The 21,563-nt window shown below is 51.3% G+C and carries 11 protein-coding genes; 1 reads left to right on the forward strand and 10 read right to left on the reverse strand.

The annotated features are described in order from the left end of the window. Positions 1–13 precede the first annotated feature (13 nt). Both RWV98_RS12035 and RWV98_RS12040 read right to left on the reverse strand, forming a co-directional pair. Positions 14–1,192: a CaiB/BaiF CoA transferase family protein gene (locus RWV98_RS12035; RefSeq protein ID WP_317861000.1), complete on the reverse strand. Its 1,179-nt coding sequence runs from the start codon at positions 1,190–1,192 to the stop codon at positions 14–16. A 49-nt stretch (positions 1,193–1,241) separates the two neighbouring features. Continuing rightward, on the reverse strand, positions 1,242–2,420 hold the full coding sequence (locus RWV98_RS12040) for an acyl-CoA dehydrogenase family protein (RefSeq protein ID WP_280960820.1): 1,179 nt from the start codon (positions 2,418–2,420) through the stop codon (positions 1,242–1,244). 400 nt (positions 2,421–2,820) lie between these two features. Between RWV98_RS12040 and RWV98_RS12045 the strand changes: the two genes are divergently transcribed. Beyond that, the gene (locus RWV98_RS12045) at positions 2,821–3,264 is read left to right on the forward strand and encodes a MarR family winged helix-turn-helix transcriptional regulator (protein ID WP_317861001.1); all 444 of its coding nucleotides are present in this window, start codon (positions 2,821–2,823) and stop codon (positions 3,262–3,264) included. Between the two features lie 120 nt (positions 3,265–3,384). Here RWV98_RS12045 and RWV98_RS12050 read toward each other — a convergent pair whose 3' ends face one another. From RWV98_RS12050 to RWV98_RS12085, 8 genes are all read right to left on the reverse strand, one after another. Continuing rightward, the gene (locus RWV98_RS12050; protein ID WP_317861003.1) at positions 3,385–4,227 is read right to left on the reverse strand and encodes a MaoC/PaaZ C-terminal domain-containing protein; all 843 of its coding nucleotides are present in this window, start codon (positions 4,225–4,227) and stop codon (positions 3,385–3,387) included. Positions 4,228–4,367: 140 nt separating this feature from the next. Next, positions 4,368–4,493 carry a hypothetical protein gene (locus RWV98_RS12055; RefSeq protein WP_317861004.1) on the reverse strand — a complete coding sequence of 42 codons (126 nt, stop codon included), beginning with the start codon at positions 4,491–4,493 and terminating at the stop codon, positions 4,368–4,370. A gap of 26 nt (positions 4,494–4,519) precedes the next feature. After that, positions 4,520–8,143 (reverse strand): HD domain-containing protein, encoded by a 3,624-nt coding sequence (locus RWV98_RS12060; RefSeq protein WP_317861006.1) that lies wholly within the window; start codon positions 8,141–8,143, stop codon positions 4,520–4,522. Between the two features lie 557 nt (positions 8,144–8,700). Beyond that, a complete protein-coding gene (locus RWV98_RS12065; protein WP_317861008.1) occupies positions 8,701–9,555 on the reverse strand; it encodes a DUF2971 domain-containing protein in 855 nt (284 codons plus the stop codon). A 96-nt stretch (positions 9,556–9,651) separates the two neighbouring features. Continuing rightward, positions 9,652–11,418 (reverse strand): putative bifunctional diguanylate cyclase/phosphodiesterase, encoded by a 1,767-nt coding sequence (locus RWV98_RS12070; protein WP_317861009.1) that lies wholly within the window; start codon positions 11,416–11,418, stop codon positions 9,652–9,654. Positions 11,419–11,436: 18 nt separating this feature from the next. Next, the gene (locus RWV98_RS12075; protein WP_317860696.1) at positions 11,437–11,823 is read right to left on the reverse strand and encodes an HTH domain-containing protein; all 387 of its coding nucleotides are present in this window, start codon (positions 11,821–11,823) and stop codon (positions 11,437–11,439) included. A gap of 120 nt (positions 11,824–11,943) precedes the next feature. Further along, complete coding sequence (locus tag RWV98_RS12080) at positions 11,944–21,180, reverse strand: S-layer homology domain-containing protein (RefSeq protein WP_317861010.1); 9,237 nt, start codon at positions 21,178–21,180, stop codon at positions 11,944–11,946. After that, positions 21,138–21,470 carry a hypothetical protein gene (locus tag RWV98_RS12085; protein ID WP_317860700.1) on the reverse strand — a complete coding sequence of 111 codons (333 nt, stop codon included), beginning with the start codon at positions 21,468–21,470 and terminating at the stop codon, positions 21,138–21,140. The genes RWV98_RS12080 and RWV98_RS12085 overlap by 43 nt, the downstream gene beginning before the upstream one ends. Positions 21,471–21,563: the final 93 nt, after the last annotated feature.

Consider the following 21,563-nt stretch of genomic DNA (forward strand, 5'->3'; position numbering starts at 1 on the left):
CCACACACGCCGCTCAAACGACGCCTTGCTGCTGCAGCTTTGCAAGCGCCGCTGCATCGATCCCCAAGGCGGAGTAGAGCTGCGCGTTCTGCTCTCCGATCGCCGGCGCGGCGCGCAGAGGCTCCTCTTGCTCTTCGGCGAACTTGACCGGCTTGCCCGGCATTTCCAGTTCGCCCAGATCATTATCCTTCACGGAAACGATCATATTTCTTACCTTTAATTGCGGCTGCTGGAGCGCTTCCTTGGTCGTCGAACACATCGTGCCCGGAATCAGCGTTTTATCGCAAATATCCGCGATTTCCTGCATGGAGTAGGTCGAGAACAGCGTTTCCAGCTTCACGCGCAGATCGCCGAAATAATGGTAGCCGCGCACCAGATTGGAACAGTACAACTCGTCTTCCTTCCACTCCGGCCGTTCAAATGCATCGCAGAACTTGGCCCACTGTGCATCCGACGAAATGCCCATGGCGACGTAGCCGTCTTTGCATTTAAGAATATCATAGGGGTTGATCAGCGGATGGGCATTGCCTGTGCGCATCGGGTCCTCATGTTCCGCGCCGTAGGTGATGACCTTATCCTCTGAAATAGCGATGGCCGAACCGCAAAGCGTCGTTTCCACCAGCTGACCTTCGCCGGTTTCCTTGGCGTGATAGACCGCCAGACATACCGCGGAGGATAGGAAACTCGCCGCGTAGCGCTCCGAGATTGAGAAGCCGATCCGCGCGGGCGGATTTTCCGGGAAGCCGGTAAAGTGCATCACGCCGCTTTTGGCCTGCGCGATCAGATCGTACTGCGGTGTGTTCGCCCCTTCGCCGGTCGAACCGTATGCCGAAATGCGTCCATATACGAGGGATGGTTTGATAGCTGATAATTCTTCATATCCCAGACCAAGCGCCTGCATCGTGCCGGCAGGAAAGTTCTCCAAAACAACATCGGCCGTGGCCGCCAGCTTTTTGAATATCTCTTTGCCCTCGGGATGATTCAGATCGAGCGTAATGCTCTTCTTGCCGCGATCACGGAAGCTATGATGAATACTGGCGCCATTTTTTAATGGCGCCAGCATTCTCAGCGGATCCCCGGTCTCCGGAGCTTCAACTTTTATAACTTCCGCTCCGTAATCAGCCAGTTCCATCCCGCAGTAACCGGAAAGTGTCATCAAATCGAGTACTTTGATTCCTTCTAAAGGATACATAGTGACCTCCTATTACTGTGAGAAGAAAGCCTCACGGGTTTGTTTTTAATTACTCCTCGTAAGCCCAGCCAGTGTACAGCTCTACGCCGCGCTTCTTGATCTGGCCGCCGATGACGTTGCGCTGGATCTCGGAGGTACCCTCCCAGATGCGGTCAACGCGCTGGTCGCGCCACAGACGCTCGACAGCGTTCTCACGCATGTAGCCGCGGCCGCCAAGGATCTGAACAGCCTTATCGGTTACGTGGTTAACCATTTCAGAGCACCACAGCTTGATGGCGGATGCACGGGCATGCTTCAGCTTGCGGTCCATATCGCCGGAAATCTCCCAGCATACGCGGTACAGCAGGCTCTTAGCGGCCATGATCTCCATGGTCATGTCAACCAGCATGTGCTCGATTACCTGATAGTCGCGGATCACGCGATCGCCCTGAACGCGGTTGGCCGCAAAGTCGTTGGCTTCCTTCAGCACGCGCTCCGCGCCGCCTACACAGCGAGCCGCAATGCCCAGACGAGCTTCTACGAACCAGTCCTTGGTCATGTTGAAGCCTTCGCCGATGCCCTTCAGGATCTTGGATTCGTCAACAACGACGTCCTCAAACAGGAATTCGGGGTGTTTGAACGCGAAGTGATGCGTGAACTCGGGGGTGCGCTTAACGCTTACGCCCGGCGCGTCCTTCTCAACGAAGAATACGGTGGCCTTGTTTGCATCGCCGTCGATGTGGGTATGTACCAGCAAGAAGTCGGCAATGTTACCAACGGTTACGTACCACTTTTCGCCGTTGATCTTGTAGCCGCCGTCGCACTTAACAGCAGTGGTCTGGCACATGGTCGGGTCGGAACCGGCGTCAGCTTCCGTGATGGCGTATGCATCGCGGCGCTTGCACTGGTTACTGGGAATCAGGTACTCGTCGATCTGCTCCTTGGTGCCGAACTTCATCGGGAAGGACGGCTGCGGAACCGCATCCCAGATCGCGCCGGTGGACATGCCGAACTGCTCGCTGCAGAGCATCTGCTCGAACAACGTCATGCCCTGACCGCCGTGCTCCTTGGAATGGTTGGTGGCGTTGAAGCCCCACTCCATAACCTGCTCCGTGATATATTTGTGCGTTTCGGGAGAGATGCCGTTATTCTCCTCGCACTCCATCTCGTACGGGAACAGTACCTGCTCGGTAAATTCTCTTGCCTTCTCCTGAAGTGCGCGATGCTCCTTGCTCAGTTTGAAATCCATACTAACGCTTCCTTTCATAAAAAGAGATTTTAGTTAGACCGATGTCGGTTTGTCTGTTATTTGTTTGTCTGTTCTCGGTTTGTCCGGCATCGGATAATTTATGGTTTTATTATATGTCATCTGCCCAAAAAGTCAATAGCATTCTCTTCATTTTTGTTCGATTTGTATGTTTCCACAGAAAAGCCCGTCCAACTTTGTGCAGTACGAGGAATCCGAACTGCTGTGGGCATAATTGACGGACCGCCGTCATACCGGGCGTGTGCTACGTCCCCTTTTGTTTCTTAAAGCACAATGATTGTGTGATTTTATGTCGTTTGGCATATAAAACCATTGACGCGCAGGCTGTATATGGCATATAATATATAGAATTATAATTGTATGGACTAAGGGGGAAATGACCATGCAACATCAGTTCAATGAACTATTTGACCGTTATTATAAAAGTTGGCGCGGGATAGAGTCTGCGTATGATAAAATCGCAGCCAACCATGGCGTCACCTCAAATATCATGAATATTCTCACGCTGCTCTATAAGCAGCGCTCGCCCATGACACAGAATGAACTGAGCAAGGAACTTAACCTATCCAGACAGACCGTGACAAGCGTGGTAGACAGTCTGGAGGCGCGCGGTCTGGTCACGCGCAGCATAGCCGAGGGCGACCGGCGCAGCCGTGTGATCAGCTTAACCGAGCAGGGACGGGCGTCCGGCCGCGAGATGGGCCGTGCGATGCGCCGCATCGAGTTATCCGCGTTTGAAGCGCTTTCCGGTGAGGACCAAATCGCCTTTGTGGACAATATGGAAAAGCTGTGGCACGGCTTGGCTCACGCCTTGGGGGAAGAATAAAAAAGTAGGGATTATAACCCCCTGAAAAGCAAAAGAATCGGCGGCTCGTTTTATACGGGCCGCCGATTTCTGTTTCTGCGTTCCATATTTGTTTTTATCCCAAGCGGGACCGCCTCTCTCCTATTCGATCCGCGCGGTGCAGAAGTTGAGGACCGCGTCGCCGGTCGTCAGGTCGATCAGCCGGAACACGATTTGCCGGTCATCCATCTTCCAGATCTGCGTCTGCACCGGACAGTTAGGCTCCAGCGCCGAGGTAAAGCGAACGGACAGAGAACGGATCGCCTCCGGCCGCCCCGGGCAGACCGCCTTGATCAGCGCGCGGCAGGCATAGCCTGCCGTACACATCCCCATGAGGATAGGCCGGTCGAAACCGCCAAGAGCGGCAAAGTCCGGATCGATATGCAGGATATTCGGATCGTTATCAATGCGGTAAAGCGCCGCCTGATTTGGGCCGATATGGTCGTCCACCACGAAGTCGGGCGCGCGTTTGGGATACTCCACCGTCACATTGGGCGGCTTTTTGCCGCCAAAACCACCGGTGGACATATCGATATCCTTGGTCAGCAATGTGAACGCCTTGTCTCCCTGTTCGTCAAACGCTTCGGCTTGAATGAACGCCAAGCTGCCGCGCCCTAAGCCACGGTCATAAATATCGAGCAGCTCGACAGAATAAGTGATTTTCCCTTCCACGCTGGTGATCGGCTTGTGATATTCGATCTCAAAACCGTAGTGTAGCGTATCGGGCAGGCTCTGTCCGTATTCGTAGGCATCGGTAAACGTCTTAAAACCGAGGATCGCCGCCCAATAGGTGGGAATGATCTTCATATTTTTCTCGTATACATATTCCAGCTCGCCATCGACATTCGCACCGACACTGAGCGCGTAAAGCGCCAGCTTGCGCCAATCGTACCGCAGCTCCATCGGCGCGCTTTTCCGGCCGATTACTTCAAATTTCAGCGCCACCCTGACCGTTCGCCCCTTTCGTTTGCATCGTTTTTCCATTATATCACAGACGCCGGACTGATTGCAAGCAGCAGCGGTTTTGCTTTCATGCACTTCATTACTGCACGTGAAACCGCCAGCCGCCCCCTGATCTTTCACGGTTACCATTGCATGGCGTATTGCGCATAGGTATCCGCGTTAATGTCTTCCAACGCCACGCAGTCCATCTGTTTAAAAAGCGTACTGATTACTTTGCTGACGCTCCACGGCGGTTTTACTTTTTGCATTACCAAGCCGTTCTGCGTATAGAGTATCACTCTAACTCAAACTTTTGCAGCGGTACATCATACTCTTGCGCGGTTTCTGTAAACGCCCTATTGTTCGCGATGATAACGTTAAATATTTTCTTTCCCTCATCGGTACGGATCGTGTTGACCGCCTTCCAAAAGTCTAAAAAGCGTGCCCGGGTCAAATGCAATTCTCTTTTATACAAAAGCGTGAGCAGCTTATAAAGCATTTGCAGTTTATCGATATCTTTTGCTATTTTTATATTATAATCCGTGATCGTTTGATCGTCCCAGCTAAACCATAGCTTCAGATATTCCGTCAAATCTGCTACATCGCGGTGCGTGCCAGATAAGAACACCTTCTCGCAGTAATTGCTTTCCAGCTCCTTCATCCCCTCATATTGCACGCAGCATGGCGGGTAATCGCCCGTATAGGCCTCGCCCATATCATGTATCAGCAGCATATTGAGAATTTTTTGCTTATCATAATCACTATGGGTATAGCTTTTGCTTGGCAGGAACAGCAATCCGATCAAATACGCTTCAAACACATGCTCGAGCGTGGTTTCATGCTGCTCGCCGTTCTGAACGATTCGTAAATAATCCGCTTTGCTTAAGCTGTCTTGTTTATCCGGGATGCACCAGCCAGTCTTTTTTACCCGTTCCAACTGAGACAATTCTTCCAAAAGCGCACCGGGATCAAAAAGATCGTCCGGACGCAGAGCATCCCCCGAACGCATTCTTTCTTTACACGTTTCAAAAGCAGTCTTTTGATGAATAAGATACTGGATAAAAAGTTCCTTCCTGTTCGTTTTTTGAAACCGTCTGACATAGATATCGATTATTTCAATCAGTGATGATAAAATATTAATTGCCATAGGGTCGTCATATGTATTATATTTACTGTTGTAAAAAAAGGAACGGATTTTCTTTTCGCTGTTTTTTCTCAGTGCAAGGGGCGAATCAATACGAACTTGCACCAGATCGCAAAGTGTGAAAAGTTCCAGCCGCAGCAAGGGATAGTGCTTATTTGCACCGATCCGCGTTTTCAAACGGCTCGCTAAAAGATGATACGTATTGTAAATATCAAACCCTTCGTATACGACATCCTCTCTGATCGAAATGTCTTCCGCCTTCCGATCGCCGTAAAATTGCAGGTAAAAATCGCGATTGACCTTTCTCTCCCATTTATCGGACAGCAACCGGTCGATGTACGCGTCAATCATTTCATCTTGGTTGTTAGAATTTGCAATTCTGCTTAAACAGATCGACCGCTTCGCAACAGAAAACTCATAAAAATCCGCACTTGCAATCGTTCCTGCTTGCGCCAGCTGATCCAAGCTTTGTTCCTGCTCTGCCAGAAGTTGAAGAATTGTATCGTTATCTCCCCGCGTGCGGCCCAGCAGGTGCGAAATCGTTGATTTCCCAGTATACGATAGCTTGTCATATTGTAACTGCGCAAACGAGATCATTTCCGCATGCAGATTCAATTTGTCTACAAAGCCCCGGATATAAGAACAAATTTCGTGTCCATATAGCTGATCCAGACCTGAATGTGGCGATATTTCCGTGATGGCTTTCACGTTTTGCGCGCTAAGTACATAGTTCGCTGCAAGCAAATACCTTGCAATCAGCTTTTGGGTTCGGATCACTTCAAAATCCTGATTGCTGATCTGCTTGACATGCTCACGGATCCAAGTATAATTCTTTTGCGGTTTCCCCATGTACAGGTGATAGCTCATTTCTGCCGCTTTTGCTATATTGGCGTTCCCCAGTTTAGATCTAACAAAGTCATCTAACATATCAAAGAAGGTGTGTGTATTTCGCTTGCACAGGTATTCTCCAAAAACAACCAGTATGTTCAGGTCGATCTCTAGAATCTGCATTCTATTGATATTTTCCATGATACAGTCATACGCATCGTCTTCATAGCTGTTCAAATCGCAAAACGCCCTGATAAAGTTTTCATATTTGATCGTAGAATTGACCTTATGTGTTCGGATCCGGTTGAAATAAATTAAATATTCGGCATCGCGCGCGATTTGCTGCGGCGTAAATTCAAGATTGAGATCCTCATCCGTATCGATCCCATAAATAAAGTGTGCATATGGCTGAAACTCTTTGCTATTGATCGTTTGGTCGATCATTTTCTCAATGCGTGCGTTATGATAAAATACATGCTGGCTCAGTCCATCTATCATGCAGCACGGCCGGCAGTTGTATTTCTTCGACAGATCTAGTCCCTGTCTGAGTATATCCTCTACCTTCCGTTTTATTTTATTGACATAGGCTGCCGAATCCTTATTCTCATTCTGTCGGGAATGCGTATGAATAATCTCTTCCAGATTGATATAGATCGGCAAAAAATCAAAGGTACCGCTGCCAAACTTATAAAGTAAATTTAAATAGGTGATTGACATAAAAAGGCTTTTCCCTAGTCTGGCTTCGCCCCTTAATGTTACGCTTACCCGTTTTTCAGATTTCTGGATCAACTGTGATAGTGTATTGATCAAACCATCCTTCGCACTGATTACGTTGCCTGCCATGCCCGCTTGCGGCTGCTGCAGGGTTGCAAAGGAACGGAAAAGAATGTCGATCAATCTCCATTCTGGTCCGGAACGAACCGCCTCAAAGCTCTTGACCCGTTCCGCCAGATTGTGCACCTCTTTAGTACCGAACAAATACCGTAACGCTTGCCGTTTGAGCGACGATTCACTCAGCTCCAAAATCCGCTCGATGTCATTGAGAGAACCGACAATTTGCCATTTCTCGTCCTTGTACACGATCGTACGGTGATAATACTGATTGGTATCGCTGAATTGGTGCAAGCCGCATGTGATATGGTCGCTATCCAAGGGCGCGCCGACAATATAGTCATAATTATGCGCGCTATCCGTATGCTTATCGCCATATAGCTGCAAACCGAACAGTGTTTCTATTTGGTCAAGAACAGCGGTGTATTCGTTTTCCGGGTAGGTCAACAAGGCGTGCTCACAATAATCCGTTCTCGGCGCATGAGCCACCAATACATTGTGCTGCTTGCTTAAATTGTTTTTCGTTTTAATCAACGCATCTTTGTTTTTCTCTATGTTTTTTTCAATCGAATCGCAATCCACGCAAAGCTTCTGCGTACCTTTATCAATCCAATGGCTGTTTAGAACCAGAAAATTAATTCCTTCAATTTTCCTGAAATGTGTTTCATAGGTGTTTTTCTTCATGATCATTTTATCAATGAACCGGCTGATCAAGGAAAATCTCCTATCGCCATATTCCACATTATGCAATTCGCAAACCACCTTGTTATTTCCGGCAGCGAACATATTGACATCATGATTACCGCAGCATATGATCATTCTGTTATTCGCAATATCAAGTTCCCGCATCAGATAGGCAAAGTACTTTTCGGCCAATGCAAAGGCTGTGCTAGCTTCCTTTTCCCATAGCGCCGCCTTTTCTTCCGCCGAAGAGGATTCTGGAATACGCCGGCCGATACATTTGCTATCAATTACATCCCCGTTATATACCAAAATAATATTCGATAGGTTGAGCCCCTTGATAAAATCCACCATTGTGCAAAAAACAACATTGTCCTCCGGCTCCCCCATTGTCGCTTTGATATGAAAATCTGACAGCTGAAGGATCGTTTTCATAGTATCACCTTTTACCTATTCCGTTCATTTGTAGCTTCAGTCAGTACAGTACTCAGTAACAGCAGGCGGCAGGCTGCTGTTCGTTGCTCGCAGAGTATTGCATAGGAGTTTACGGCAAATTGGATTCGTCATAACGACCACACTCCCCTTGCCGCCGCCCACTTGTTTTGTATATATTATATCATACTATTTCAGAATTTCCACCTTATCCTTGGTCATTTTGGGACATTTTAGAAGTTTTGTTTGTTTTGAATATCAAAGCAAAAAACGCGGAACAGTCTATACGAGTGTAGTCGAAGACGGTACATAAGAGAGGCCACTTATATCGTCGCATCTAAAAAGTTTATAAAAATCGCAAAAAGACCGCCCAACACATCATTTCTAACGTGTTGGGCGGTCTGAAAACATGGTCGGAGTGGAATTACAGAACTTGCAAAAATCCAGTAAAATCAATGATTTACAGGCAATCGACAAGCTGTATTTACAAAATACTTTCTGCATCCTTTGCATCAACATAATGTAACAACTAATAAGCTACTGTAATTCTCTTGTCCGTGTTATCTATATGATATGCTGGAGTAAGAAATCTTTTTTTCACGCCGTATTTTAGGCGCATATTGATTTAGGAATAGTGTAAGTTGATTAAAATCGACTTCTGATTTAGGCCCGAGCACTATTTCACATATACTATCTTCCGGTAGCGGATATTCAAAGTATGAAATGAGTTTTGAATTTTTACTCCGAAAATGAATTGGAAGACCATTAATTTGAGGTAATTTTATTTGAGATAAATTAGCTAACAATTCTCGATAGCATGGATAATATACCATCCTAATTTCTTCTTCTTCAGAAAAACCTTCTCCTTTTAAATAAACAGACAATTCTTCTAGACCGCACATTAACATACTTAATATTTTCTCTTCACTACTACAATTATGCTTTTCTTTTAAAATAGTAGAAACTGATAAAAACTTTTCGATTAATTCATCGTCATTGTCATGATAGCATACCTCATCTATTTGCACTAATGGCTGTTCGTGTCCGTATTTGACATGCATTAAATCGAAGCAGGAAAATTTTGATAAATCAAATCCAATGCAAACTCCTTTACCATCATCCCCATATGCACGCCATTGACTTAATAAATTCTTGTTGCGTGTAAAACAAGCAATGTAGGGGAAATCAACTTTTTGTGCATAAGTTAAGGCCATCTTTTCTAATAAATTGTTGTTAAAAAGCTCATCGCCTTTATGCTTTTTTACTACTCGCTCCAATGATGACAAAAACATTCTGTCATCAAGTGCATCATTCGTAGTCTGTACATGGGATAGCCAAATTCTATTAGTTACCAAGACTTTCATAAAAGTTTCTAAGGAACAATAATGATACATGATATCAATTTCGTTAATCATCACTTTTACTCCTCTTGGAATTGTTTATTTTTATGAATTATACCATCTATAAAACTTTACAATACTTTTCTATGCAATTATTTTTGCAATAATCTTTCAAACGCTTTCACCGGGATGGGTTTGGAGAAAAAAGAAGCCTTGCCCGATATCGCAGCCAATGCTTTTGACGTAGTCCAGCTGGGCTTTGGTCTCTATGCCTTCGCACACGGTTTGCATTTGAGTTTCGTGCGCCATCTCCACCACCTTTTTCAGCACCACGCGGCTGCGGGCGTTCGTCTCAAAATCCTGCAACAGGCTTCTATCCAGCTTGAGCACGTCCGCGGACAGCATGCTCAATACGTTCAGCGAGGCGTAGCCTGTTCCAAAGTCGTCTATGGCGAGCCGCACGCCGCGTTCATGCAGCCGGCGCGAAAGCGCGTACATCTCCGTATCGTTCTCTACAAACGCGCTTTCTGTTAATTCCACTACGATTCGACCGTGCGGCACCTGCCACTTGTCCAGCACCGCGCAGAATTTTTCCACGTAGTGCGCTTCACACAGATGCCGACGGGATTGGTTGGAGCATATCTCCACCGGCGGGAGACCCTGCTTGGCCCAGCCGTGCATCTCTTTGCAAAGCTGCTCCAAGAGATAAAAGTCCAGATCCCGGATGAACCGGTTTTCCTCAAACAGCGGAATGAACTCGTCCGGCCCAATGATTTCTTCCTCCGCCGTCACCCAACGAACCAGCGCCTCCCCGGCCGTCACCTGTCCGGTCTTTAAGTCCACCTGCGGCTGGATGTATAGCTTGAATTCTCCGTTTTTCAGCGCGTCCGAGGCGCGCTCCATCAGATCGTTCCTTCGGAACAGCTGCGTTTCCAGTGCATCGTTATAATACGCATACCTGCTCGCGCCCTCCTCGCGCGGAGCGCTTTGCAGCGCGATCAGCGCCTTGTCCAGCATCTGCCGCACACCGCGCCGGCTTTTGGCTGGTATCGGATACACCCCCGCCGCAAAGGTCACATGGATGCGAAGCTCCTGCTGCATCGCTTCATCCAGCAGGCAATCGCGTATCTCTTCTATGCGCTGCTCCAGATCTTTTGTGGCCGAGTAGGTCAGCAGCATGGCAAAGTGATCCTTTTCCAGACGCGCGCACAGCTCGCCTTCCACGCATTTGTCCTGTATGTTCTGCGCAACGCTCCGCAAAACATTATCCCCCACATCAAAACCGTGCAGTTGGTTGATATAGCGGAAATGGTTCACCCCGAACGTCAGCACCGCAAACCGTTTTTCACTCGGCTTTGCCAGCGCCTCCCGACACCTGCTTTCAAAGCCCGGGCGGTTCAGCAGGCCCGTCAGGCCGTCCTGCTCCTGCAACTTTCGGCCTTGCTGCTCCAGCATCTGACGCAGGGACCGCTCTATCTCCATATAGTCCCGCCGCGCCTTTTCCACGTTGAACCCGGTTTCCCCGGCCTGCTCTTCAAACGGCATAGAATGATGGAACTGTACCACCTTCCAGCCGTCACGCTCCCGCCGGAACACGCCGGAAAAGCGCACCGGCTTACGGAACGCCACTCCACCGGTAAGATCGGACTGCACGGTAAGGGTAATGATACCGCCCGCGATATCCGGCCCCAGCTGTTCGATATGATACTGCTCGTCCGATATCACCCAGCCGCCCTGATACGTTTGTCGCTCCCGCGCAAAAAGCTCTATCAGCGACCGGCGGTCGTAGCCGATTTCCACACGCCCGGCGCCTACCCAGCTGATCCGTTCGGAAATTAAAGAAAGCAAGCTAGTATAGTCGCGCTCTACAAAATATGCCTTTATCAGCCGCTTTGCCAGACCTTCTATTTCGTCCCGGCTATCCTGCATCGTTTTCATGTCATTTCAGCCCTTTTCCTATGCGCTCTTTCCCTCTTTGCTCCTCGCCCGTCTCAGTTCCTTTTGCAGCTTGCGAATCTGCGCCTGCTGTTCACGGATCACATTCAGCAGCAGCTTGCGGGGCGTGCGGTCGTTATTGATCTCCTTCCATTTCCCCAGCTGGCCCGCCTCATACGCCCGCCGCCAGTGATAGGAAGCCCGTTCCACGCGCTTATACCCCAGCATTTCCACGGAGAAGCCCGCGTCTGTAAAGATCTTCGTCGGTCCTTCTCCCGCCATGTACCGCTCGATAAAATGCTCTTTAAACGCGTTGGTATACTGTATCTCACGCGGCGATACCGAAAAAACGTTTGGGTTTTGCTCCAATGTTTCCACTTCGTCCTGTGTAAATAACCGTTTACCCATACTGCCCACCTCTCTATCCAGAGAATTATATTTTTAATCTCCCGCTCCAAACCCACCTTATAAACAGATGGGCTTGGAGCGGGAGGGGACGAAAGTCCCCTCCCCCAATGCCTTTGGGTTTTATAGGCTGACGTAACGCATCAGCATGGCCGCCACTTCGGCGCGGGTGGCGTTGCCCTTGGGATCGAGCAGCCCGCCGCCCTTGCCGGTAATGATGCCCTTACCGGATGCCCAGCGCAGCGCATCCGCCGCGTACGCAGATACCTGATCCGCGTCGCTGAACGCCAGCTCGCCGCCATCCACCGCAGGCGAGCCCGCAAAACGGTACAGCATGGCCGCGAGCTGTTCCCGGGTGATGCTGCCATCCGGGTTGGTGCCGTCCGAAATGCCGGTCTGCACCGCCCACGCCATGGCCTTGGAATACCACTGCTCTCCGCCAGCCGTGTCCTGCCCGTCCAAACGGGCCAGCACGGTCATCAGCATGGCGCGGCTCATCTGCGCGTCCGGCGCAAAGGTTCTGTCGCCCATGCCGCTGAACAGGCCGCGCGAGGTGACGAAGCTGACAGCGTCCGCGTACCACTTTTCCGCGGGCACGTCGTCGAACTGCTTGGCGTTATCCACCACCTTGAGCGTGGCCGACTCATCCAGCCATACGCGCAGGCCGGTCTCGGTGACTGCGCACTTGTTGACCAGCTCTTCGCTGCCGTCCGGCTTGACGATAACGGCTGTCATGCCCGGTGTGGGATTTCCCACCGGGATATCTACCACAACGTTGTTCATCCCGTTCGGTATGGTCACATTTGCGGTGATATCGCCATTCTTTCCGATGGTCGTCTCCACCTTCACACCGTCCTTGCGTGTTTCGGTGACGGTGACGCCGCCGTCCTTATCGGTTACCTTGATGATTACGGAACCATCCGGGTAAGTGGTGGTTTCGGTGGTCGTGCCTGTTTTTTCATCGGTCACGGTCTCGGTCTTGGAGCCGTCCGGATTGGTCACCGTATCATTCGTGCCGGTATCCGGTGCGGCGGCTCCGCCGCCACCTCCACCGCCTCCACCGCCGCCGGAGCTGCCGCCGCTGCCGGAATCATCCGGCTTGGTGCCGTCGCCGCCGGAGGGTTCGGAATCGCCGAACTGCGCGTAGAGTGTTGTGTCTTCCATCAGCTTGACCACGGTATCCGCCGTGATCTTCGTGCCGCCGCTTGCCGCGGTGAACCAGCCCTGAAATACCTTGCCGGACAGGCTGGCGCGGGGCAGCTTGCCGTATTTCGCGTCGTATGTCACGGTAAGTTTATTGCCGTCCGTCAGCTCTACGCCGTTGGAGCTGATGGAACCGCCTTCACCGGGAACAAAGGTCACCACATGCGTACCTGCTTTCCAGCCTGCCGTGGCGGTAAGGTCCGCCGCCGGCATATGGGCCGGAATCTCCGTGACTGCCGCATCGGCCGGTGTGAGCGCGACCGTCCAGCCGTTAAAGCTATAGCCGGTACGCGTCAGTTCCGCACCGTCCGCGTCCGTTTTCGGCGCGGTGATGACCGTGCCCCAGCGATAGGTTCCGTTCGGCGTATAGTTTCCGGTCGCCGTCATCGTACCGCCGTTCGCGTTCCAGTTCAGCGCAAACTGATCGCGCGCGTAGTATATCTTCACAACGACGGGATTTACCGTCGTACCGTTTTGGTTATTGCCGTCCGGATCGACGCCGAGAATCTCGACGTTCCGCACGCCCTTCCCCTCTGCGGTATCCAGATGATAATTTGTGTAGGCGTACTCGTTTCCGGTAAGCGCTGTTTGCCGGCCGGTAACGCCCTGATACGTGACCGCGTCCGCGTCGCTGAATTTGTGCGCCGCGTCATATGTGTGATCCGGCTCGGCCTTGTAGGTTCCGTCCACCTGCTCCAGATAGACCGCCACCTGATACGGGGTGTCGCTGTTCGGCTGATACGTGACCGTATACGGCGCATCCTCCGCGGTCATGACCCCCTTGATCTGTGGTTTCACCGAGCTGAAATATAAGTTTTCCGGCGAAACCGTTTTGGGCGTAAAGCCCGGCACGGCGGGCGCCGTTACATCATATTTGCCGCCTACGATCAGCGATTGTTTATACGTCTCCGGTGTGACTGCGGAACCCGGATTTTCAAGCACATATTCTACCGAGAGCTCATACTTACGCTCGGTATGATCCCACGTCGCGTCAAACGTTTTATCGCTATCGGGCATTGCCATACCTGCGACAAACTGCGACCATTCCTTGAACTGATAGTCGCTCTGATTGTCGCTCTCGCGCACCGGCGAAATGGACGGCGGGGTAATCGTCGCGCCGTAACGATATTCCGCTGTTTGTGTTTTTACCGGATTCTCGGTCGCCGGGTTTTGTGCAAAATACCCCTCCTTCGCGTCCCAAGTCACTGTGTGTACGTTGCGGTCATAATAAACCTCTACCACGGTCGTACCGTCCGCCGCGATATTCTGCTGCGTTAGCTTTTTGCCTTCCTGCTTCGAAAGATGGAAGCCGTTCGCGCCGCCCGGCGTTACAGCGGTCAGCGTGTTCGTCGTACCATTTCCTGTTCCGTTTTGGCTTTCTGCATGGTCGTACTCATCACCTGTGGTCTGTTGGTAGTAATACTTCACAGTGTACGCGGTGTCATGGTTCGGTTTATAGGTTACCGTGATCGTGTGATCCGCCGCCGGCATTGTCCCGCTGACCGTCGCACGATCAGGCGTGTAGCCGGTTACTGTGGGCGAGACCTGCGAGTATGCAGCCTCGAAATGCAGTTCTGCCGTATACTGCGTTGGCGCCAGCTCAGTATGTCCGTCCTCCATCACATAATTGATGGTCAGTTTATACGGGTGCGGGCTCGACTTCCACGCAGCGTGGTAATACACGGTTCTTGCAGGCATTGCAATCGCCGTAAACTCCTGATTGTCCGCGTCCAGCCATTTGTCGAAGGCGTACTGATTGTGCGCGTCTTCGTCGCGGGTAAAGCCTGCGTTGTTCAGCGCTTCATCCGTCGGCGCTGCGATATGCTCCCCGTACTCTGCCTGCGTCTTGATGGTCTTAGCGCCACCCGTGTAATGTCCTTCCACGGCGTCCCACACCACATCGTAAAGGTTGCGGGTATAGTACACTCTCACTTCTGCGTTTCCGTCCGCATCAATGTTGCTCTGTTCAAAAGATTCCGGCGTAAAACCCTCATAATGCAGTGCGGATGCTTTGGTCATTGTGTTGGTCGTGCCGGAAAGCTCCTGCGTGTCCTCCGTTGCCTCCGTATAAGCGTCCTGCCTGATATTCTTTTTAAAGTGGCGAACCGTATACTTCGTAGCCGTATTCGGGCTGTAAATGACGGTAACCGTCACATCGCCCGTTGGCATGGTGCCTGCTATTTCGGACTGGTTCGGCGTATAGCCCTGCACGTAGTAGGCAGAGGTGTTGTCCGTGGGGTTCAGCTCCAGCTTGTATGCCGCGCCTTTTGCCAATGTTTGCGTATACGTTTCAGGGAACTTCGGTACGCTCTCCACACGGTCCGCATCCGAGCGCTTAAACAGAACGGTCAGCGTATATTCCTGTTCGGTCTGCGACCACTGCGCCAGATATGTTTTGTTCTCCGCTGGCATCACATCGCCTTCCGACCAGTTCTGCCATGCGTCAAATGTATAGGTATAGTCGTTGTCCGGGTCGCGGGCCGGGGGCGTCTCCGGCGGGGCGATCTTCCCCCCGTAATATACCTGCGTAGTAAAGGTGCGATTAAGAGAATCAAACAGGCCGTATACCGCATTCCACGTCACATCGAACTTCTGGCGGTCGTAGTATATCTTGACCACCGCTTCGCCGTTCGCGGTGATGTTGGTCTGCGTAATGGTTTGCGCCTTAAAACCGGGCAGGTCCTTGGCTATGGCCGCTGTCTCTGTATCCGTCATGCCGTAATAGGTTTCATAATCGGTATCCGCTCCGATCTTGTACAGCGTATAGCTTTCGTTACCCGTGAGCACTCCTGTCTTATCGCTGTTCAGCGGCTGAATATAATGATATACCTTGTACGCCGTTGCCGCGCTGGCAAAGTACTCTACCGTGACGTTTACATCCTGCGCGGGCATCACACCGCTCACCGCCGACTGACTGGGGGTGTAGCCCGATACATCCGTCGGAGATGCAACAGTATAGGAATCGCCAACCTTATAATCATGCTCGTATTTCGGAGGCGCGGTCGCCGTGCTGCCTTCCGGCATTTTATACGTAACCGTCAGCTTGTACTCGACCGCTGTCTCGTTCCAATTGGCATAGTAGGTCTTGCCCGCCACCGTATCCATGGTGGGCTTGTTGGCTGCGTCGTAGCCCTCCCATGTATCCGCGAAGGTATATGCGTGCTGCGCGTCCGAATCGCGCGACAGAGAGGTATAATCCGCCGCCGTCGGCATTTCGATTACGCCGCCGTACTTGACCTGCTGGGTATAGGTCTTTTTATCGGCGGTTTTCTCCCCGAAATAACCGCCGTTCGCGTTCCATATCACGGGGTAGCTGTTGCGGTTATACTTGATGGTAATCACCGTGTCGCCATTCGGACTGATTTTTTCCGCTTGCACGCTTTGCGCGGTAAAGCCGGTATAGGTGCGCGGCGCCGGGGTCACTTCCGAATCCGTTACGCCGGAATAGGTCTGCTCGTCGCCTGCTTGTTCCTCATAGCCGTTGTCATCCGTCACGCTTTGCAGCGCATGCTTTACCACGTATTTTGTATTGGTGTTTGGGTAATAGGTTACCGTGATCGTGAGCGACTCGGCGGGCATTTTGCCCGTCAAGGGGTGATCCGCCACCCAGTGGTAGCCCGGTTTTTCCTCCGGCTTATTCGCGTCCGCCGTAAAATCATAGGCGGCGTTATACGCCAGTTGCTTGCTTGTGCCCGCGGGCAAGTCCAGTGACAGGCCTGTATCTGACTTTTCATAGGCCAGCGTCAGCGTATATTGAAGCTCTGTGGAATTATACGCCGCCTGATAGCTCTTTCCGCTGGCGGTCATTATGTCGTCGGCGGTCCAGCCTGTCCATTCCTTAAATTGGTACGAATACTGGCTGTCCTGATTCTTTCTCGGTACATCTTCCAGCTTCGGTATCTTCGCGCCGAACTTCACCTTCGTTTTTTTAATCGGTTCACTTCCGGCAAACGTGCCGGTGCCCGCATCCCACGTAACATCGTATTCTACGCGGTCATAGTAGACGTCAACCACTGTACTGCCATCCGCCGCAATTGTTTTGTTCTGGATGCCACCCCCTCGCAGCACAAAACCCTCAAAACTTTTCGCAGTAGCGGCGGTTTGCTGACCCGTTACACCGCCCCTCGTTTCCCGCGCCTTTTCTTCCTCTGTATACGTGCCGCCCTCCAGATCGGCCAAATGGTGCTTGACGGTATATTTCACCGAAGTATCAGGATAATACGGCACCTCTACCGTTAGATTTTCCGCCGGCATTGTGCCAGTCAGTATAGCTTGCGCCGGGAAGTAGCCGTCTCGCGGCGGCATGGAAACGCTGTATTTAACGCCATAGCTACAAGCCTGATCATCTACCGTAGGCGTATCGCCGCCAAAACCGTCCGGCATCTTGCATACCACGTGCAGCGTATAGGTCTGCTTCTCTGTCGTCCACTGGGCCTGAAATGTTTTGTTCTGCGGCTGGGACAGCGTCGTATCGTCTGAATAGTCCTTCCATGTATACGTGGTATACTTGGAGTTCGGGTCACTGGTCTTGCCAGTGGCGCTGCTGCTGTCCGGCGGCACAATTTTCTGTCCGAAAGTTACTTCCGTGGTCGTCTGAGTGGAGCCATTCGTCCAAGTGCCGTCAATCAGGTCCCATGTCATGGTGTATTTTTTCCGGTCATAATACACCTTGATGGCCGTCGATCCGTCCGCCTTGATCTTCTCCTGCACGATCGAGCCCTTGAGCGCAAAGCCGTCGTAGGATTTTGCCGCGGCTGCGGTGTCACTATCGGTCGTGCCGGTCATGTTGTCCGTGTCAGCCGGACTTTCCTCATAACCGCTTCCATCCGCCTTTTGCAGGTAGTGCTCTACCTTGTACGCCGTATCGGTGTCCGGGAAGTAGTTTACGGTAACCGTAACATCCTGCGCGGGCATGGTAACCGTTACGGGACTCTGCGAGGGGGTGTAGCCAGTTACCACTGGCACGTTCTCAAAGACAACCTTCTCCCCTGCTTTTTTTCCCGCAATAACAGTCGGATCGGGATTCTTAATATCACCCTGTGTCCCGCTTGGCAATATGTAGTTGATCGTCAGTGTATACGTCAACGGGATTGCCGTCCACTCCGCACGGACGGTGATATTCTGCGCGGGCATCGTGCTGTCATGATCCGCCCATTTACTAAACGTATAGCTATTTGCATTATCTGCTTTCCGGGTAGGCGCGTCATAATCTAAAACAGTCGAGCCGTACATCACGTTTTTTTGCAAGGCAAAGCTGCTGCCGTCTCCAAAGGCGCCCTGTCCCGCATCCCATGTGATGGTGTACGTCTGGCGGTCATAGTACACCTTCACAACGGTGTTGCCCTCAGCGTTAATCGTTTGTTGGGTCACGGTTTGCGCCTTAAAGCCATCCACCGGCTTGGCAACGACGTTGGTTTTGACGCCCGTCGTGCCGGACAGCGTTTCATCCGGCGCAAGCGTTGTATTTTTTTCAAACTGATTCAAATCCGTACTGCCCGACGCAGGCTGAAAGTAGTATTCCGCCTTATAGGTTGTGGCCGTATTCGGGAAATACTTTACCGTAACGGTTGCGCCGCCCGCAGGCATCTTGCCCGCAACCACAGCCTGTGCCGGGGTATAGCCGGTAACCGCGGGCGAGGCAATACTATACGCCTCTCCCACTTTCTTTGTGACGGTTCCATCCGCGGCGGCCTGTGTGCTATCCGAAGCAAGTACATACTTTACCGTAACGGCGTATTCACGCGCCGTGGGCGTCCACTCCGCTAAAAAGGTCATGTCCTTGGCTGGCATGGTCATATCCGCCGTGTAACCGGTCCATTCCTTAAAAGCGTAGCGATTGTTCTCATCTTCGCTCCGCGTAGGGCTATTCGGCACGGTGATCTTGTCGCCATAAGCGACTTGGCGCGTCAGGATCGCTACATCGTTAGAAGAGTCATTCTTGAGCGAGCCGCCGTTTGCGTCCCATGTTACGGTATACTTGTGCGGGGTGTAGATCAGTGCAATCACGGTCGAACCGTCCGCGTCGATCTTTGTGCCGGTAATGCTTGTTGGTGCATCATAGCCGTCCATCACGATCGTGGAGGGGGTAACTGTGGAGTCCGTTGTGCCCTTCAGGTTGTCCGTCCGCACCAGATTTCCCGCCGATATACTCCCTTTATAGTGTTTTACTTGATAGGCCGTATCTGTTTTAGCGTAAAAAGTAATCACGATCGTCATGTTCGTGGCGGGCATAGTGCCCGTCAACGGATGATCCGAACGCCAGCTATAGCCTGCAACAGCAGTTGGGTTGGTTACCGTATAGCTCGCGCCGGCTGCAAACTGCTGCGTCGTCGTCACATAGCTGTCCATATTCAGCCGCAGATCCTCTTCTTTTTCATATTGCACGGTGAGGGTAAAGGTTCTTGCGGCGGCTTCAAATTCGGCAATATAGGTTACCGCTCCGGTAACGGCAGGGAATGCATTTCCCTTTCCATACAGAGTGCCGTCGCCGCCCGCCATTGTCCAGCCCTTAAACGTATACGTGTTTTGGCTGTCCTGCGCTTTGGTTGGTTCCGCTCCGCTAAACGCAGGAACATCACCATAGGTCACTTGGGTCGTACTGACCTGTCCGTCTACGATCCAGGTCACCATATAGGTCTGCTTTTCCGCGCTGTACACCGCGTAATAATCCCGCGCCTCTATGGCGGCGGGTAACGGCGCATCCTTACCGACCAACGACGCGCCGCCGGTCGATGAGCCGTTCTTATAATCCGCCGCGTCCGTGCTGGGGGTACCAGTACCGCCGTAGGCCCAGCCAACAAAAGTATAGTCCATTCCCCCGCTGGATACCTTTGCGGTCGAGCCACTGAATTTAGGTATGTCACCGTGGGCACAGGTTGTTTTTGTTTCTCTGCCATCTACATGCCATGTGATAGCATATGTTTTGCCGGCTGCGTTTTCCACTTCCAGCTTCACATTTGTCTTGACTTCTAAAGTAAAATTCAGTAGGTATGGATTGTCCGCCTCTGGTGTTCCTGTCAGCGTCTCCATATCCGCTATCACCACAATATTATCTGGATCTACACTTTCATCCAGTTCCAGTTGAAAGGAAAGCTTTGTTCCAGCGGACACCGTGATAGAGTTTCCAATCGCACCAGGAACCTTAAATTTATACGTAGTTTGATCGAGCCAATTCACCGTGCATTTGCTCGGCGAGATACCCGTTACTTCAATCGTCATATCGCCGTTTACGCCGGAGATAGAATACAAGTGCGTATTACTCGTATGGTCGGCGTTCTTTGTAGTTTGTCCTGCATCGGTAGTAATAATGCCCCGCACGATCGGCGTTCCTGTATAGCCGTCCGCCACATGCACATAAAATTGATAGGTGCCGTTATGATCTACCATCATGGTGCCATCCACGCTGGCAACAGTAAAACCGGTTTGATCTGTTGGAAATGTTACTGTATGCCGGTTTGCCGCCGCATCTGTGATAGACACAGATATCTCACTGGTAACGGCATCAATCGTATAGGTAACTGTGCTATTGCCTGTGTTCTTCACACCTGTCAGCTTTTTGCCGCCGTATGAGGCTTGTGGCGTTGCCTCTGTGTAGCCCGTTTCCAGCGCAATCGTAAATATTATCTTATTGCCATGTGTCGCTTTGGCAATATAGCTGCCGGAGGTATCGATAACCGATGTAGAAGCGCTGCCTACGGTCACCTGCGTCAGACGATAGCCTTTTCCGGATTTGGGGATCGTCACATTATAGGTGTTTTTTGTCCATATCGAACCGTTTCCCGGTTGTATCTCCACCACTGTATTACTTTGTACACCTGAAATGGTATAAGTCTTTATGTCCGGCGCGGTTCCAAAAATTTCACTTCCGCCAGCTAAAACCTTCATGTTCGTTTGCGTATAGGCATCCTGCAATTTTACGTTGAATGTAAAGTGTTCCCCTTTTGTAATGGAATACTTCTGCTGATTCCCCGAAACCGCTGGGCTGCCGTATCCATCGGCGGTGATCGTAAACACTTCGTCGTTTTTCGGCAAAGTGACCGTCACCTTATCCGCAATGGGCATTATCGCATTGCCGGCCGGACGGATGGGTTCTATCGTCACCTCGGTGTCTTCCGTCACGCCGGAGAGCGTATAGGTCCCCTCTTCCGAGGGGGGCACGCCTTACCGTTCGCCGCTACCAGCACCTGCGTGCCGGCATGATCTTCCGCCATTTTTACACGGAAGGTAAAATCGCTGTCCTTATTGATCCGGTATATTTGCGCCGTATCCGTTTCTTCATACGGTTCCACCGTGCTTTCTACTGCAACGGTAAACGTATCGCCGCCCTTCGGCAGGGTCACCGTCGCCTTGTCGGCGGCCAGCGCGGCGGTTGGCAGCATCGTCAGCAGCATTACTGCCGCCAGCAAGCTGCTGACACAGCGTTTTAACCTGCTTTTATTTCTGCTCATGCCTTCTCCTCCATTTCATTATTGCAAAGTCGCTGCGGATTCCCTCCCGCAAGCCCTTAAAATTAAGGGCTTGCGGGAGAGGGGGAGCGGAAA

Source organism: Agathobaculum sp. NTUH-O15-33, from assembly GCF_033193315.1.
Taxonomy (GTDB): domain Bacteria; phylum Bacillota; class Clostridia; order Oscillospirales; family Butyricicoccaceae; genus Agathobaculum; species Agathobaculum faecihominis_A.